Source organism: Trichococcus paludicola (assembly GCF_003052295.1).
In the GTDB taxonomy this organism is placed as follows: Bacteria; Bacillota; Bacilli; order Lactobacillales; family Aerococcaceae; genus Trichococcus; species Trichococcus paludicola.
This window is the reverse complement of record NZ_QBLC01000002.1, coordinates 297,989-315,213: the sequence shown is the minus strand read 5'-3', so window position 1 is coordinate 315,213 and position 17,225 is coordinate 297,989. Positions and strand designations below refer to the sequence as shown.

General features: G+C 47.1%; 18 protein-coding genes. 15 read left to right on the top strand and 3 right to left on the bottom strand.

What is annotated here, in order from left to right; genetic code table 11:
• Positions 1–7 precede the first annotated feature (7 nt).
• Together C7R56_RS04265 and C7R56_RS04260 are read right to left on the bottom strand one after the other, a co-directional pair.
• A complete protein-coding gene (locus C7R56_RS04265) occupies positions 8–556 on the bottom strand; it encodes an NAD(P)H-dependent oxidoreductase (RefSeq protein ID WP_107995338.1) in 549 nt (182 codons plus the stop codon).
• 13 nt (positions 557–569) lie between these two features.
• Positions 570–1,007, bottom strand: coding sequence for a MerR family transcriptional regulator (locus tag C7R56_RS04260; protein WP_107995337.1), 438 nt, complete (start codon positions 1,005–1,007; stop codon positions 570–572).
• 429 nt (positions 1,008–1,436) lie between these two features.
• On the opposite strand from C7R56_RS04260, the gene ahpC reads away from it, so the two are divergent.
• The 6 genes from ahpC (at position 1,437) to C7R56_RS04230 (ending at position 9,023) form a co-directional block, all read left to right on the top strand.
• On the top strand, positions 1,437–1,997 hold the full coding sequence (gene ahpC, locus C7R56_RS04255) for an alkyl hydroperoxide reductase subunit C (protein WP_107995336.1): 561 nt from the start codon (positions 1,437–1,439) through the stop codon (positions 1,995–1,997).
• Between the two features lie 11 nt (positions 1,998–2,008).
• Positions 2,009–3,541, top strand: coding sequence for an alkyl hydroperoxide reductase subunit F (gene ahpF, locus C7R56_RS04250; protein WP_107995335.1), 1,533 nt, complete (start codon positions 2,009–2,011; stop codon positions 3,539–3,541).
• 163 nt (positions 3,542–3,704) lie between these two features.
• On the top strand, positions 3,705–5,381 hold the full coding sequence (locus C7R56_RS04245; protein ID WP_107995459.1) for a formate--tetrahydrofolate ligase: 1,677 nt from the start codon (positions 3,705–3,707) through the stop codon (positions 5,379–5,381).
• Between the two features lie 191 nt (positions 5,382–5,572).
• A complete protein-coding gene (locus C7R56_RS04240; RefSeq protein WP_107995334.1) occupies positions 5,573–7,468 on the top strand; it encodes an ABC-F family ATP-binding cassette domain-containing protein in 1,896 nt (631 codons plus the stop codon).
• Positions 7,469–7,487: 19 nt separating this feature from the next.
• On the top strand, positions 7,488–8,435 hold the full coding sequence (locus C7R56_RS04235; RefSeq protein ID WP_107995333.1) for a thymidylate synthase: 948 nt from the start codon (positions 7,488–7,490) through the stop codon (positions 8,433–8,435).
• A 99-nt stretch (positions 8,436–8,534) separates the two neighbouring features.
• The gene (locus tag C7R56_RS04230) at positions 8,535–9,023 is read left to right on the top strand and encodes a dihydrofolate reductase (protein WP_107995458.1); all 489 of its coding nucleotides are present in this window, start codon (positions 8,535–8,537) and stop codon (positions 9,021–9,023) included.
• A 60-nt stretch (positions 9,024–9,083) separates the two neighbouring features.
• On the opposite strand, the gene trhA is transcribed toward C7R56_RS04230, so the two are convergent.
• Positions 9,084–9,734 carry a PAQR family membrane homeostasis protein TrhA gene (trhA, locus tag C7R56_RS04225; protein WP_234402575.1) on the bottom strand — a complete coding sequence of 217 codons (651 nt, stop codon included), beginning with the start codon at positions 9,732–9,734 and terminating at the stop codon, positions 9,084–9,086.
• A 183-nt stretch (positions 9,735–9,917) separates the two neighbouring features.
• On the opposite strand from trhA, the gene C7R56_RS04220 reads away from it, so the two are divergent.
• The 9 genes from C7R56_RS04220 to dprA all read left to right on the top strand — a co-directional run bounded on the left by C7R56_RS04220 (position 9,918) and on the right by dprA (position 17,191).
• Positions 9,918–10,541: a YpmS family protein gene (locus tag C7R56_RS04220; RefSeq protein ID WP_159072155.1), complete on the top strand. Its 624-nt coding sequence runs from the start codon at positions 9,918–9,920 to the stop codon at positions 10,539–10,541.
• Between the two features lie 15 nt (positions 10,542–10,556).
• Complete coding sequence (locus C7R56_RS04215) at positions 10,557–10,781, top strand: YozE family protein (RefSeq protein ID WP_086985045.1); 225 nt, start codon at positions 10,557–10,559, stop codon at positions 10,779–10,781.
• Positions 10,782–10,802: 21 nt separating this feature from the next.
• On the top strand, positions 10,803–11,504 hold the full coding sequence (gene deoD, locus C7R56_RS04210; RefSeq protein WP_107995331.1) for a purine-nucleoside phosphorylase: 702 nt from the start codon (positions 10,803–10,805) through the stop codon (positions 11,502–11,504).
• A 21-nt stretch (positions 11,505–11,525) separates the two neighbouring features.
• Positions 11,526–13,007 (top strand): S41 family peptidase, encoded by a 1,482-nt coding sequence (locus C7R56_RS04205; RefSeq protein WP_107995330.1) that lies wholly within the window; start codon positions 11,526–11,528, stop codon positions 13,005–13,007.
• Positions 13,008–13,162: 155 nt separating this feature from the next.
• Positions 13,163–13,711 carry a signal peptidase I gene (lepB, locus tag C7R56_RS04200; protein ID WP_107995329.1) on the top strand — a complete coding sequence of 183 codons (549 nt, stop codon included), beginning with the start codon at positions 13,163–13,165 and terminating at the stop codon, positions 13,709–13,711.
• Positions 13,712–13,744: 33 nt separating this feature from the next.
• Entirely contained in the window at positions 13,745–14,407 is a 663-nt protein-coding gene (lepB, locus tag C7R56_RS04195; protein WP_107995328.1) for a signal peptidase I, read from the top strand.
• An 86-nt stretch (positions 14,408–14,493) separates the two neighbouring features.
• Entirely contained in the window at positions 14,494–15,372 is an 879-nt protein-coding gene (ylqF, locus tag C7R56_RS04190; RefSeq protein ID WP_107995327.1) for a ribosome biogenesis GTPase YlqF, read from the top strand.
• Entirely contained in the window at positions 15,369–16,145 is a 777-nt protein-coding gene (locus C7R56_RS04185; RefSeq protein WP_107995326.1) for a ribonuclease HII, read from the top strand. Before ylqF ends, C7R56_RS04185 begins: the two co-directional genes overlap by 4 nt.
• Positions 16,146–16,282: 137 nt before the next feature.
• Positions 16,283–17,191, top strand: a complete 909-nt coding sequence (gene dprA, locus C7R56_RS04180; RefSeq protein WP_159072154.1) for a DNA-processing protein DprA — start codon at positions 16,283–16,285, stop codon at positions 17,189–17,191.
• Positions 17,192–17,225 lie beyond the last annotated feature (34 nt).

Genomic DNA, 17,225 nt, shown 5'->3' with positions numbered 1-17,225 from the left:
ACATCCTTTATTCAAAAGTGTCTAAATGGTCTAAAGCCACTCTGCTAATATAATTAAGGTATTTTTCTGTTTGTTTGTCCAAATCTCCAGTGCTGATTGAAGAAGCACCGTAAGTTATAAACGGCTTGATGTATTTGGTTCCAATTAGATTACTTGTGGCTTGAAAAGGTCGCAACAAAACATTCATTGTATATTTAAAGGCTCCACTGTTTTGATAGTTATCTTCAGGTGCGCCTGGGGATACGACGAGCAATAACTCTTTCCCATGTAGTTTATTTCCACTGGAACCGAATGCCCAGCCATAGGATAAAACATCATCCTGCCACTGTTTTAATAATGAAGGACTACTATACCAATACACAGGGAATTGCAATACGATCCGATCTGCTTCTTCCAAAAATTCTTGTTCTTTCGTAACATTTATTTGCCCATCTGAGTATATGTCATATAAATAACGGACTAAAACGTCATCCAATTTTTCAACAGCCTTGGCTAATTTTTTATTAACTTTAGATTCATTAATATTTGGGTGGAATACTAAAACAATAGTTTTCAATTTTTTTGCTCCTCTAATTATTGCTGTTGTTTCTTTTTTGTATGATTTCTTCAGCAACGTTATATTCTTCAAAATAACTTTTTCCCTTCTTTATAATCCCAGTTTCATATAAAGAAATTTTGTGCCGGAGTCTGTCAATTGAGCGCTGTAAATCTTCTTGTTTTTTTACTAATAGCAGCTCCTGTTCTTTTAGAAGTTCTTTGCGAGTTTCTAAAGTGTCATCACCTTGGCGGACCATTTCAGCATAATCATATAATACTTCGATAGGAATCTCTGAATGGCGTAAACAAATAATCATTTCGATCCATTCTTGAATTTCATCGTCGTAATATCGATTTCCATTCTTTTGCCTTGGTACCGGAGGCAAAAGACCAACGCGTTCATAATAACGAATGGTTGCTGCTCTAATATTATACTTTTCACTTATTTCGGTAATTGATAAATCAGGCATAACAATCATCTCCCTTCTTGGCTTCAGTATATTGGTTGAAGTGAACTACAAGTCAAGTGTGAATTTATCACCAGAAATTCTGAGGAGTGCGACTTAATGATGTTACTTTGCCTCGTTCTTCTTTTTAAATGAGAATGGGGAAGTATAAATGAGAATGAAACGCACTTTAAATATATCGTTTTTACTGATGGTTATTCTGAACTTGTTCTCATGGTTACATCGAGATGAATCACAGCAAGATTATTGGCAGGACGCTGAATGGGGATTAACTTAATATCTAAAGGTTTCCGGAAGATAAAGTCCGCTCCTTTCAAAAATGAAAAAATAATTATAGTTCCCAGGTGTTAAAACTTGACCGTTTATGACGGATTCTATATAGTTATTGATAGGGATTATTCTAAAATAATTATTCTAATTGGAGGAATTGAAATGTCATTAATCGGAAAAGAAATAGTGGAATTTAAAGCGAATGCTTATCACAAAGGTGAATTTATTGAAGTTTCATCGGAAGACCTGAAAGGAAAATGGAACATCGTCTGTTTTTACCCTGCGGACTTCACTTTCGTTTGCCCGACTGAATTGGAAGATCTTCAAGACCAATACGCAACTTTGCAAGGCTTGGGCGTAGAGGTTTATTCCGTATCGACCGACACGCACTTCACGCATAAAGCATGGCACGACCATTCACCAGCCATCGGGAAAATCGAATACACCATGATTGGGGATCCATCGCATGCGATTTCGATTGGATTTGATGTCTTGGATGAAGAAGGCTTGGCTCAACGCGGAACGTTCATCATCGACCCGGACGGCATCGTGCAGGCAGTGGAAATCAATGCTGACGGCATCGGCCGTGACGCAAGCGGTTTGATCGACAAAGTCCGTGCAGGCCAATATGTCCGCACCCATCCAGGCGAAGTTTGCCCCGCGAAATGGAAAGAAGGCGCGGAAACGTTGAAACCTAGCTTGGACTTGGTAGGTAAAATTTAAGGAGGCTTCCCATGGCATTAGATACAGAAATTAAAGGGCAACTCGGCCAATATCTGGAACTGTTGGAATCGGATGTGGTTTTCAAAGCCAGTCTGGGCGAGGATGAAAATTCCAGCAAAGTCAGCGAATTTTTGCAGGAAATCGCCGGTATGTCCGAGAAGATCACCTTCGAAAAGGCAACCTTGACCCGTACGCCCAGTTTTACGATCACTCGTCCGGAAACGGAAAGCGGCATTACGTTTGCCGGTCTTCCGTTGGGCCATGAGTTCACTTCGTTTATCCTGGCTTTGCTGCAGGTGGGCGGAAGAGCCCCTAAAGTGGATGACAGCATCATCAAGCGCATCAAAGCGATCGACAAGGAGCTCCATTTCGAGACCTATGTCAGCTTGACTTGTCATAACTGCCCGGATGTTGTCCAAGCATTGAACATCATGTCGGTGCTGAACCCGAAAATCTCCCACGTTATGATCGAGGGCGGGATGTTCAAGGATGAAATCGAAGCGAAGAAAATCATGGCTGTCCCGACTGTTTTCCTTAATGGGGATGAGTTTGCCAGCGGCCGCATGACGATCGAGCAATTGATCGATAAGGCTGCCGGTCCGACAAGTGCGGATGAGTTCTCCGATAAGGATATCTTTGACGTCCTGGTTGTAGGCGGAGGCCCCGCAGGCAACAGTGCGGCCATCTATGCTGCCCGAAAAGGCATCAACACCGGCATGGTCGTCGAGACCTACGGCGGACAAGTCATGGATACTGTCGGCATCGAAAACATGATCGGGACGCCTTACACGGAAGGACCAAAGCTGATGGCGCAAGTGGAGGCACATGTGAATCAGTACAAGGTCGACATCATGAAAGGCCAACGCGCGAAAAGTATCCGCAAAAACGACCTGATCGAAGTCGAGCTGGAAAACGGGGCAGTGCTCAAAGCCAAGACCGCTATTCTTACAGTCGGCGCGCATTGGCGCAATGTCAACGTTCCCGGTGAGGAAGAGTTCCGCACGAAAGGCGTGACCAACTGTCCGCATTGCGACGGTCCGTTGTTTGCAGGCAAAGACGTCGCTGTCATCGGCGGCGGCAATTCCGGCATAGAAGCGGCGATCGATTTGGCCGGTTTGGCGAAACACGTATATGTGCTGGAGTTCTTGCCCGAATTGAAAGCTGATCAAGTATTGCAGGACCGTGTCCATGCTTTGAAGAACGTCACAGTTATAACGAATGTGGCAACGAAAGCGATCACCGGGACCGAGCAAGTGGAAGCCATCTCCTACGTGGACCGCGCTACGAATGAAGAGCACACCGTCGCACTTGAAGGTGTCTTCGTTCAGATTGGCTTGGTTCCGAACACGGCTTGGTTGAAGGATTCCGGCGTTGCGTTGAATGAACGTGGCGAAGTCATCGTCGACAACCATGGTTCAACCAATCTGGAAGGCGTATTCGCTGCCGGAGATTGCACAAACAGTGCTTACAAACAAATCATCATCTCGATGGGTGCCGGAGCGACTGCCGCTTTGGGCGCATTCGATTACCTGATCCGTCAATAAGCTATATTCCAGAAAGGGATTTCATCTTGAATTCCTTTTCTGGAATTTTTTGATTTGCGGTAAATGTAAGCAGTTTTATCAATCAAACGGCCATAAAACACGTTCTTTCTTCAGGTCTATGTGCTAAAATGTATGTAAACATGAAGAATTTGGAGTGATGGTTTTGAAGACGGATATCGAGATAGCTCAAGCAAATGAGATGCTTCCGATCAAAGAAGTAGCGGCAACCCTTTCCCTAACAGAAGATGATCTGAAACTGTACGGAAAATACAAGGCAAAAGTGGACATCAAGAAAATCAATTCCTTGAGTGAAGAAGCAGACGGCAAGTTGATCCTTGTCACCGCCATCAATCCTACCCCGGCTGGCGAAGGCAAATCAACCGTAACAGTCGGCTTGGGAGATGCGCTGACGCGTATCGGCAAGAAAGCGATGATCGCGATGCGCGAACCTTCATTAGGGCCGACGATGGGCGTCAAAGGCGGAGCGGCGGGCGGCGGTTATGCGCAAGTGCAACCGATGCAGGACATCAACCTGCATTTCACTGGCGATATGCATGCCATCACGGCGACGAACAATACCTTATCAGCTTTGATCGATAACCATATCCAACAAGGAAATGCCTTGAACATCGATCAACGCCGGATCACCTGGAAGCGCGTATTGGACATCAATGACCGCGCTTTACGCAACATCGTCATCGGGTTGGGCGGGCCGATCCAAGGTGTTCCCCGCCAGGACGGCTTCGATATTACTGTAGCTAGCGAAATCATGGCAATCCTATGCTTATCGACTTCGTTGACGGATCTGAAGAACCGGATCGGCAATATTGTTATCGGCTATACGTTTGATCGCCTGCCCGTCACTGTCAGAGACTTGAAAGTGGAAGGCGCATTGACCTTGTTGATGAAGGATGCATTGGAGCCAAATCTCGTCCAAACGTTGTATCATACGCCGGCATTTGTGCATGGCGGACCGTTCGCCAATATCGCGCACGGCTGCAACAGCGTATTGGCAACCAAAACAGCCTTGAAATTGGCCGATTACGTCATCACGGAAGCCGGTTTCGGAGCCGACTTGGGTGCTGAGAAGTTCATGGACATCAAAGTACCGCAACTAGGCAAGAGCCCGGATGCAGTCGTGATCGTGGCGACCGTGCGCTCGTTGAAGATGCACGGGGGCGTGTTGGTGAAAGACCTCAATAATGGCGAAAATGTCGAAGCGGTCAAAGCTGGCTTCGCTAATCTGCAGAAGCACATCGAAAACATGCAACAATATGGTGTACCTGTCGTTGTGGCGCTGAATGAATTCACGAACGACACCGAAGCGGAAATCGAAGCAGTCGTCAGCCTTTGCGCGGCTCAGGAAGTCGAATGTATCCAGACAGCGGTGTGGGCAAAAGGCGCTGAAGGCGGAGAAGCGTTGGCGAACGCCGTCGTTAAAGCAATAGACGAAAACACAAAGGCTTTCGTTCCGCTTTATGTGGCGGAAGACAGCAGTATCGAAGAAAAAATCGAAACGATTGTCACCAAAATCTATGGCGGCAAAAATGTCATCTATTCTAAAGAAGCCAAAAACCAACTGCGTCAGTACAAAAAGAATGGCTGGGATCGGTTGCCTGTATGTATGGCAAAAACACAGTATTCCTTGTCAGATGACCAGAAAGCGATCGGCCGTCCGGAAAACTTCGACATCACCATCCGCTCCTTTGTTCCGAAAATCGGAGCCGGGTTCGTCGTTGCGTTGACGGGGGATATCCTGACCATGCCGGGTCTGCCGAAAGAACCGGCTGCTCTGCGCATGGACGTCACCGAAGACGGAATCGTTACCGGGTTGTTCTAATTTCATAAAAAACGCAAAAATAGAGTGGGAAACCTCTCTATTTTTTTGACGAAAAGCGCTTCTGAAATAGGGCTTGATTTTTGGGCCTTGAATGTCCCGCAGCCCAGCCGGATATGTTACAATGTCAAGAGACTATCAAGATCCCTGAACATAAAACGACATGGATTGAAAACAAAGGATGATTGCGACATATGAAAGATTTTAATGCCATCGAGTTAGAAAAATCCTACGGGATGAAGACACTCTTCAATAAAATATCCTTCACGATTCGTGAAGGCGAACATATCGGCCTGATCGGTCAGAACGGAACCGGTAAGAGTTCCTTGCTGGAGATCATTGCGGGAATCGAAACACCGGATGCCGGCAACTTGGACGTGCCCAGCGATTATCGGGTCGGTTACTTGGCTCAAGAACCCCAACTGAACAAAGAATCGACTGTTTTTGAAGCGGTCTATGAAGGCGAAGCGCCCATCATCAAGACGGTCCGCGCCTACGAGGAAGCTTTGGAATTGCTGGTGAACGACAGTCTGAATACGGATTATCAGAACCGATACAGCAAAGCCGAAGCAGACATGAATACGCAAAATGCTTGGCAAACGGAAGTTCAAATCAAATCCATCCTGAACAGGTTGGGTTTGGATGACATCACGAAAAAAGTAGGCGAGCTATCCGGTGGACAACGGAAACGCGTCGGCTTGGCGCAGGTGCTGATCCAAGCGCCGGACCTTTTATTGTTGGATGAACCGACCAACCATCTTGACATGGATTCGATCACTTGGCTGGAAAACTATCTTGCCCAATACAAAGGCTCCGTCCTTTTGGTGACCCATGACCGCTACTTCCTCGAGAATGCCGTAACGAAAATCATCGAACTGAAGAACGGCGGAGTGGAAGTCTATACAGGAAACTACGAAGACTATTTGTTCCAAAAGAGCGAACGCGAAGCCATCCAGCAAAAAATGGACGAGAAGCAGCTGAAACTCTACAAGAGCGAACTGCAATGGATGCGCAAGGGCGCCAAAGCGAGGACGACCAAGCAACAGGCACGGATCCACCGATTTGAGGATTTGGAAAAGGTCACGCAACAAAGCACGACCGATGCCAAGCTCGAAATCCAGTTGGATGGGTCCCGCTTGGGCAAACGCGTCTTCAATCTGGAACATATTTCGCTTTTTGCGGGAGACAAACAAGTCCTCAACGATTTTTCCTATATATTCCAGTCGACCGATCGCATCGGCATCGTCGGCAAGAATGGGGCAGGCAAGACAACCTTGCTGAATATGTTGGCCGGCGAAACAGAGATTGCCGGCGGGAATCTGATCATCGGAGAGACCGTCAAAATAGCCTATTACAAACAACTTTCCGAAGTGCTCCCTGACGATAAGCGCGTCATCAACTATCTGCAGGAAATCGCGGAAGAGGTGAAATTAAGCGACGGCATCATTGTCAGCGTCAAGGAGATGCTGGAAACGTTTCTCTTCCCGCGCGAAACGCACGGCAGCCTAATCAGTTCGTTATCCGGAGGGGAAAAGCGCCGCCTTTACTTGTTGAAGTTGCTGATGACAAAACCGAATGTGCTGCTGATGGATGAGCCGACGAACGACTTGGATATCGATACGCTGACGGTATTGGAAGATTACTTGAACAGCTTCGGCGGAGCCGTCATCACCGTTTCACATGACCGCTATTTCTTGGATAAAGTGGCCGACAAGCTGTTGATCCTGAACGATGAAGGCAAACCGGGCGTATTCTTTGGGGACATGAGCGAATATTTGCTGGTATCCAGTCAAAAGGACAGCGAAACCGCTAAACAGGAAAATAAAAAAGCAGCAGCACCTGTCGCCTCTCAGGATGCGGTCACGGAAAAGACTAAATGGACCTACTTGGAGCAGAAGGAATGGGAAACAATCGAGGACGACATTGCCGCACTTGAGGAAAAAGGGCAGACATTGCAGAGCGCGATGGCCGAAAATGCTTCGAACTTTGAAAATTTGACCCAATTGCAACAGGACCTGGACAACACGGAAGCTGCGCTTGCCGAAAAATGGGAACGCTGGGAATATCTCAGCCAATTCGCCAAAGATTAATGTACATAGGAGAACAAAGATGACAAAACAATATTTGGATTTAGCAAGAACCGTCCTGGAAACAGGCGCGACGAAACACGACCGTACCGGAACCGGCACGAAAAGCATCTTTGGCCATCAAATGCGTTTCGACCTGGCGGAAGGCTTCCCGATTCTGACGACCAAAAAAGTCGCTTTCGGCCTCATCAAGAGCGAACTGCTGTGGTTCCTTAAGGGCGACACGAACATCAAATACTTGTTGGAAAACAACAACCACATCTGGGATGAGTGGGCATTCGAGCGCTATGTGAAATCAGCAGATTACACCGGGCCGGATATGGAAGACTTCGGCCATAGGGTCCTGAAGGAAGAAGGCTTCAAAGAAATCTATGCTGCCGAAATGGCCAAATTCCGGGAAGCGATTTTGACGGATACAGCCTTCGCAGCCAAACACGGCGAATTGGGCAACATTTATGGGTCCCAATGGCGCCGCTGGAAAACGACGCAAGGCGAATTCATCGATCAGATCAGCGATGTCATCGAAATGATCAAGACGAACCCTGATTCGAGAAGGCTGATGGTTTCGGCCTGGAATCCGGAAGACGTTCCTTCAATGGCGTTGCCGCCTTGCCACACCCTGTTCCAATTTTATGTGACGGATGGGAAACTAAGCTGCCAACTGTACCAAAGAAGCGCGGATATCTTTTTGGGGGTGCCATTCAACATAGCCAGCTACGCCTTGTTGACGCATTTGATTGCAAATGAAACGGGTCTTGAAGTCGGGGAATTCATCCACACATTCGGGGATGCCCATCTTTATCTGAATCATATCGAACAGATTGAGCTGCAGCTTTCCAGGGAGCCTTTCGCTTTGCCGAAGCTTGTGCTGAAGCATCCGGAGAAATCCATTTTTGAAATGGAAAAAGAAGATATCGTCCTAGAAGGCTACGTGAGTCACCCAGGCATCAAAGCACCAATCGCTGTATAAATTTTCATCATACTGAGGAAAAGGAGGTTGCCGCCATCAGGATCCATACAGGTTCCTGATCGATCCGGGCGTTGGCTCGGCTGCGCGGCAAAACATGAGATGATCGCATTATTATGGGCTGAAGACGACAACGGAATCATCGGAAAAGGCGGCACGTTGCCTTGGCACCTGCCGAATGATCTGAAGTATTTCAAAGAGAAAACACTGAACCACAAAATCGTGATGGGCAGAAAAACGTTCGAGGGGATGGGGTCACGCCCGCTGCCGAAAAGGGAAAGCATCATACTGACGAGGCAAACCGACTACACTCATCCGGGCGTTACTGTCCTGCATGACGTCAAAGAAGTATTGGCGCTGAATAATGCAGAGGACACGCTTTTCATCATCGGCGGCAGCGAGATTTTTGAGCTGTTCTTGCCTTTCGCGGATATCCTGTACCAGACCGTCATACATGCCGACTTTGACGGGGACACTTACTTTCCGACAACAGACTGGAACGAGTGGGAATTAGCCTCGTCAACCGCAGGCGTTGTCGATGACAAAAACCGCTATGAACATGAATTCAAAGTGTTCAAACGAGTGAAATAAGCAAAAAGGGCTGACTCCAATGTTTTTGGAGTCAGCCCACTTTTTGTGTTTTTTGATTTTTTAGACGTACAACAAGATGCCGAAGTACATGAAAGCGGCGCCTGCCAAAACGAAGAGGTGCCAAATGACATGCATAAAGCCATATTTTTTGTTCGAGTAAAAAATAGTCCCCAAACTGTAACTCAAACCGCCCAAACCGATGAGCACAATGCCGTTCAGGCCGAGTGTCTGGTACATCGGTTGAATGATGAACAGCGCCATCCATCCCATACCCAAGTATAAGAGAGTGGAAATTCCGTTGAATTTTCCGACGAAAAAGATCTTCAGGATAATGCCGATGATTGCGATTGCCCAAACGGCAATGAACAAGGCTCTGCTTTGGCCGTTACGGACCGCAATCAAACAAAACGGTGTATACGTCCCTGCAATCAACAAATATATGGCTGCGTGATCGATGTAGCGGAAAATTTTTTGAAACCGGGTCATACTGAAACTGTGATAGAGCGTCGACGACAGAAAAAGCAAAATCATCGAAGCACCATAAATGGCATAAGCAACGACCTCTGTAACGTTTCCTGATTGGGACCCCTTCAAAATGAGTAAGACGCATCCTGCGATGCTTAGCAAGGTTCCGATTCCATGTGTTACGGCATTCAACACTTCGTTTACGATGATTTTGCGTCTGCCTTCTGTTTGCGGAAAAGTAGTCACATTCATTCCTCCTTGTTGCCTGTCAGCAATTGTTTTTTGGCCAATTAAAAAAACAGTCTCCAACAACGTCCTTCTGAATGCATTATAGCACATTAAATGGTAAGATTTAAGAAAATAGCAGTATCTCTCCCACCTGAAAACGACAGAAGGTTTCACGGGAATATTTTGAAAGGGGCGAACAGAATGGGAACCAATCAACAAAGAAGTGCGAAAAAAAGCCCGAATCCATGGGAAATTGCTTTCGTCACATTGTCGCTCGTGCTAGTCATCGCGGTGGTTTGGCTATTCTCGAAAATCACGATGGATCAACCCGCTCAATCTGAAACTGACGCACAAGTCACGGCGCAATCGGAGGATCAGCTTTCGATCGGAGTTTCCCTGAGCAATACCGAATTGGCGGTCATCGCCAACGAATATATGAAATCCGAAGAGAGCCTGGCTGGCTATTCAGTGACAATGACAGATGTGGTGACTTTAAAAGGCGAAACGGTGCTGTTGGGTCTTTCAATCCCTTTTGCTTTGTCAGGGGAGCCGCATGCGACAACGGACGGCAATCTGCAAATGAAGGTGACGGATATTTCCCTGGGCGGGTTGTCTTTGCCTGAAAAAGAAGCCTTGAGTCTTTTGGCTCAATTTTTGACGCTGCCTGCATTCGTCAACTTGGATGCAGACTCGGAAACGGTGCTGATGAATTTGGCCAGCATGGACCTTCCGAAAGAAAGTACCATCCGTTTGCTTTCCATCGATAAAGAGACGAAAGAATATTCATTTGAAGTAACCATACCAACAGAAAATTTGATAGAATAGAAAGAGGCCTAATTTATGAGACAATCTTTTTACCTTTTCATTCTCACGTATAGAGACCCATATAAAAAAGACGACAAAACAGCATTCGCGAATCGGGTTTCCGAAGATATCGGTTTTCCGAAGCAAATGACCGATTACCACGAACTTGCCGATTACCTGGAGTTGAGCGGAGAGTACACGGAGTTCATGTCCGTCTTTGATGAGTTGTTTGACGTATACGTCGAGAGGAACAGAAATTAGATAAAGAAAGAAGGAAATGAAATGAGTACACACATCGCAGCAAAACCTGGGCAAATCGCGGATACAGTCTTGTTGCCGGGCGACCCATTAAGAGCGAAGTACATTGCGGAGACTTACCTGGAGGATGTCGAGCAGTACAATTCGGTCCGGAACATGTTTGGTTACACCGGGACATACAAAGGGAAACGCGTCTCTGTCCAAGGCACAGGCATGGGCTTGCCTTCCATCATGATCTACGCCAACGAACTAATCACTGAGTACAATGTGCAGAATCTGATCCGGGTCGGTTCGGCAGGGGCAATCCAAAAAGATATCCATGTGCGCGACATCGTCATTGCTCAAGGAGCGACAACAGATTCCAGCGTCGTAAGCAATACATTCAATGGCCAAGTCAACTTTGCGCCGATCTGCAACTTTGAACTGATGCACAATGCCTATATGGTCGCGAAGGAACGGAAATTATCCGTCCATGTCGGCAATGTCCTGTCCTCGGACCGCTTCTACAATGAAGAGTTGGATAAACAGAAATTGGCTGACTATGGTGTTCTGGCGGTAGAAATGGAAGCTGCGGGTCTGTACCTGCTGGCCGCCAAATACAACCGGAAAGCGTTGGCTTTATTGACGATCAGCGATCATATCCTGACCGGGGAAGAAACAACTGCCGAAGAGCGTGAGACAACGTTCGACGACATGATGCTCGTTGCTTTAGAATCTATCTTATAATCGTAAAGAGGAGTAGTGTGAATGGGCAACAACGGGCATAAACTAAAAAACGGCAAAAAACGCGGAATCAAACTCTCCTTCTATTTCCTTTCCTTGCTTATCGTCGCTGCTGCGGCAATAGGCGGGACGTATGCGTGGATCGGGAGAAGCGTCACGCTTCCATCCACTGAGGAGATCATTCAAGGGACAAACAGTTCGACATTGGATGCAGCTGCAGCGGACCGGATCGGAGCCGTCTATCAGACGCTGCTCAACAATTATGTCGAAGGTGTCGATGGAGAAGACCTGATTGAAGGCGCCTTGAGCGGCATGGTGGAAGCAGTCGGCGATCCTTACAGTCAATACTTGAATACAGAAGCGAGCGATAACTTGGATGAGACGATTTCCGCCTCATTTGAAGGTATCGGAGCTGAAATAATGTCCTTGAATCAGCAAATCGTCATTGTTTCTCCGATCAAAGGCTCTCCAGCCGAAAAAGCTGGACTATTGCCGAATGACATCATCCTTAGTGCGGATGGTCAGGCATTGCAAGGCCTGACAGCTAGTGAAGCAGTCGCTCTGATCCGGGGCGAAAAGGGCAGTGAAGTGGTTCTGGAAATAGTCCGAGGTGATCAGACCTTTAAGGTGAACATCGTCAGGGACACGATTCCGATCGAAACGGTGACATTTGAAATCGATGAAGAACATCCGGAAATCGGCATTGTCCATGTCTCCAGTTTCTCCACACCGACCTATGACGACATCGTCAGTGCTGTAACGGATTTGCGCACCCAGGGAGCCACATCCTTTGTGTTCGATTTCAGACAAAATCCGGGTGGCTTGTTGGATCAAGCTCTGAAAATCAGCAATATGTTCCTTAGCGACGGAGACGTCATCATGCAGACGCAAGAGAAAGATGCCGATCCAAATAAAATAGTGGCAAGCGCAAGCGAATTCGGAGATTTCAAGATAACCGAACCAACCGTCCTGCTTGTCGATGAAGGAAGCGCCAGCGCTTCGGAAATCGTCGCGGGGGCACTGCAGGAATCATCGGAAATCCCATTGATCGGGACAACGACCTTCGGTAAAGGGACTGTGCAGACAGTGTATCCTTTGACCGAAAGCAGCGAATTGAAATTGACGGTCGCGAAGTGGTTGACACCGAACGGCAACTGGATACACGAAAAAGGGATTGCAGTCGACTACGAAGTCGCGCTTCCGGAGTACGCTACATTGACAATCATCGATTCCACTGCGACCTATGAAGAAGGAACAGTTTCGGAAGAGGTCAAGAATGTCGAAGCGATGCTGAATGCTATCGGCTACGCTGTCGAAGCGGACGGTTATTACGATGAAGATACTGTCGAGCAAGTAGCGTCATTCCAAGCTGCGAATGAGCTGGAAACAACCGGTATCGTGACGGGTGACACTGCATTAGCGATAGTCGAACAATTGCGGGAAGTTCTTACGGAGAACGATACACAGTACGATAAGGCTGTAGAAATATTGATTGGGAACGAATAATCCGAAAGGTTTGGCAGCTCTTACGAAGTGCCAAACCTTTTTGGTGTTGCTTGTAATATTCGTCTTTGGACCGGTTGCGATTCTTTTTATGCGCAAAATGTGCTAAACTATGAGTGTTGTTTTAGCACATTCTATAACCAAAAAGGTTGATACCGATGAAAGTTGATAAAAAGATGCAGGATGGCATCTGGGATTGGATGAAGGCGATCATTTTTGCCATGCTATTGGTGATCATCATCCGTTTTTTTGTATTCATTCCACTGAAAGTGGAAGGCGATTCCATGAGTCCTACGCTGGCCCAGGGAAACTATCTCCTATATGAGACGTTTTCGCACATTGATCGCTTTGATATCATCATCTTCAGCAATGAAGAAGGGCAAACGCTCATTAAGCGGGTCATCGGATTGCCGGGCGATTCTTTAGCTTACAGCGAGGATCAACTGTACCTGAATGGCGAGCCTGTTGAAGAGTCTTTTCTGGGGACAGAGAAGCAGCAGGGGATGGATGTTTTCACTTCGGATTTTGATTTGCTGTCCTTGACAGGAATGGAGACGGTCCCGGAAGGCAGTTATTTTGTGTTGGGTGATAACCGTGTGCGCAGCAGGGACAGCCGGATATTCGGTTTTGTAGCGCAGGCTGATATAGCCGGAAAAGCGGCGATGGTGTACTATCCACTTGAAGATTTTGGATTTATTGAAAACTAAGTACCAGCTGGATTTATAAGAAAGGGTGATTCGATGTCATTTGGCAATAAAAATCATGACGACCAAGACTCTGGTTTTGTTTCAAGGAATGAAAGATTCGGGGTCGATCAAAAGAAAGAAATCCAACCAGAAAACCGAGGCAGTTTCTTGCGGGAAGCGCTGAATCTTATCCTTTCGGTGGTAATCGCCTTTGTGCTGTTCCTTGTCATCCGGACTTATTTGTTTTATCCGTTCCAAGTTGTCGGCGATTCGATGGTGCCGACTTTAGAAACCGGAGACCGGCTGATCCTGAACAAATTGGCGGAAATCAATCGTTTTGATATCGTGGTTTTCCCTGCTCCTGACGGGACCGATGAAGAATATGTGAAGCGCATCATCGGGCTACCCGGTGACGAAATCACTTATTTCCAGGATGAGCTTTACATCAACGGCAAAAAAATCGAGGAGCACTACCTTGAGGCGCTGAGAGAAGATTCAGATCAGGCTTTGACCGGGGATTTCACGCTCTTCAGCCTGACTGGGGAAGCAACCGTCCCGGAAGATATGTATTTCGTTCTGGGAGATAACCGCAACGTTTCCAAAGACAGTCGTGTTTTCGGGTTCATCCCGGCAGCACAGATCGAAGGAACGGCAGATTTAAGATTATGGCCGCTGAATAAAATAGGCATCATTGATGACAATGGTGCAGAAGAATAAAGGGACAACCGCACACAAGTGTATTTGCACTTGTGTTTTGTCTTGAATGGAAGCAAAAGGATTTACTCAGAAAAGGAAGTGTCAATATGTTAATACAATGGTTCCCAGGCCACATGGCAAAAGCGAAACGTGAAGCGTTGGAAAAATTAAAAATGGTCGATTTGGTGATTGAGTTGCTGGACGCGCGCCTGCCGGTATCAAGCCGTAACCCTTTGATAGATGACATCATCGGAAACAAACCAAGATTGATCGTCCTTAACAAAGCCGATCTTGCGGATAAGACAGCCACCAAAGACTGGGTTGAATACTTCAAGCAGGATAAGAAAGCGCAACGGGCCGTTTCGATGTCGACGCTGAACAATAAAGATGTAGAGAATATCAAAAGAGAACTGAAAGAGATGATGGCCCACAAAACGCAAGCGATGATCAATAAGGGCGTCAAACCCCGTGCTATCCGTTTGATGATCCTTGGTATCCCGAACGTCGGGAAATCAACCTTGATCAACAAACTGATGCAGAAGAACCGCGCGCAGACCGGCAATCGCCCCGGCGTAACCAAAGGCCAACAATGGTTGAAAATCGGCGGCGATTTCGAGTTGCTGGACACGCCAGGGATACTTTGGCCTAAGTTCGAGGACCAGCTGATCGGGCAAAAGCTTGCCCTGACCGGAGCGATCAAGGATACCGTTTTCCATAAGGATGACGTCGCATTATTTGCATTGCGTCATTTTATGCAGCATTATCCGGGCAGATTGCAGGCATTCTATAAGGTGGACGAAAAAGAATTCGAAGGAGAGGTTCCGGAATTGTTGATGGAATTGACCACGAAACTGCGTTTTGGAGAGGATTACAGCCGTGCAAGCGAAAAAATCATTTTTGATATTCGCGGCGGCAAACTTGGTCCGTATACGTTGGACCAAGTTCCCGTAAAGGCCGCGGAGGCTGAAGAGGGCTTAGCGGAATGAACAAACCAGTGAGCATCGCTGCCATCAAGGAGCAATTGCAGGGGATCGAATCTTTTGATGATCACCGTTGGGAAGCAATCCGAGCCGACTCCCGCAAAGGCGTCCAAGCTGCCGTCAAATCATGGGAACGGAATTATCAACTCGTCCTTGCCCTAAAAGAGCGGCAAGTCCAGATGATGTCCTTCGAAGAAGAACTGAAGTCAAAAGGCCGTCTCGCTATCGCAGGGATCGATGAAGTCGGCAGAGGTCCATTAGCCGGCCCTGTGGTCGCTGCAGCAGTCATTCTGCCTTCAGATCTCCCTTTCCTTCCGGTCAATGATTCGAAACAACTCTCAGCCAAAAAAAGGGAGCAACTTTACGAACAGATCATGGCCATTGCCGACGTCGGCATCGGATTGATTTCACCAGAAACGATCGATGCCGTGAATATTTATCAAGCCACCAAACTGGCGATGATGCAGGCAATCGCCAATTTGAAACAAGAGCCGGACAGCCTGCTCATCGACGCCATGAAGCTTCCGTTGCCTGTCGAACAGCAATCGATCATCAAAGGTGATGCCAAATCAGTCTCGATTGCAGCCGCCAGCATTGTCGCAAAAGTATACCGTGATCGCCTCATGTCCGAGTATGCTTTGCAATATCCACACTACGGATTTGAGAAGAATGCCGGGTATGGCACCCAGCTGCATTTATCTGGCCTGGATACTCATGGCATCACACCCATCCACCGGAAGACGTTTGATCCGATCAAAAGCATGTTGAGAGACCAATGAAGATTCCCGTTTGAGATTAGTTAGAAGGTGACTTCCCCGGATGACATTCTCTATTTCATCAAAATTTTACAATTCAAAAAGCAGAATCCAACTCCTTTCGTATTATCTTAACAGATGGTATGCAAAGGAGTTTTTTTATGGAAATGAACCGCGAGGATCTGACGATCCGGGATAAGTTGATTTATCATGCAATGACGGGCGTATGCACGCCGAATTTTATGAAGCATCTGCACTTGTCTTGGATGAGGGATCCTTTCTATTCAATAGAAGAAATCGTGAATAGCTATGTGCCGACAACCAATGAAACCAAACAACAGAAGTTGAAGCTGTCATTGGAGACTGCATACTTCAAGAGGCCTTTTGAAGAGCTGAAAGAGCTTTATCGGGTCAAAAATATCCAGATTTTGACAATTCTGGACAATGGTTATCCGGAGGGGTGGCTGAACAGCTATCTGCCGCCTATTGTTGTATTCTATGCTGGAAATATCCGTTTATTGGAGCAGCCTTGTTTGAGCATCGTCGGCAGCCGCAGTCCGACTGCATACGGAAAAGCAGTGATGGACGAAATGATCCCACCGTTGGTTGCGGAAGGCGTTACGCTGGTAAGTGGGCTCGCCAAAGGAATCGATCAAATGGTTCATTCCTGTACCATCGAATACGGCGGCGCCACAATCGGCATAATCGGGTCAGGTCTGGATGTCACTTACCCAAGGGAAAATGCTGCGCTGCAACGGCAAATGATGGAAAATCAGCTTGTCATCAGTGAATATCCTTTAGGCTCGAAACCGGAACGTTTTCATTTTCCGATGCGCAATCGTCTGATCGCCAACCTTTCGTTGGCGACGTTGGTCATCGAAGCGACGGAAAACAGCGGCAGCCTCATAACCGCGAATTTGGCGTTGCAGGAAAACAGGGATGTTTATGCGGTTCCCGGAAATATTACTAGCCGCCTCAGTGTCGGTACCAATCAATTGATAAAGGCCGGTGCAGCCTGCGTTTTGAACGCGAATGATGTGCTCGAAGAAATGAAAACCCAGTGGAACTGAAGCACCTAGGAAATAACTTCCATTTGACAAACAC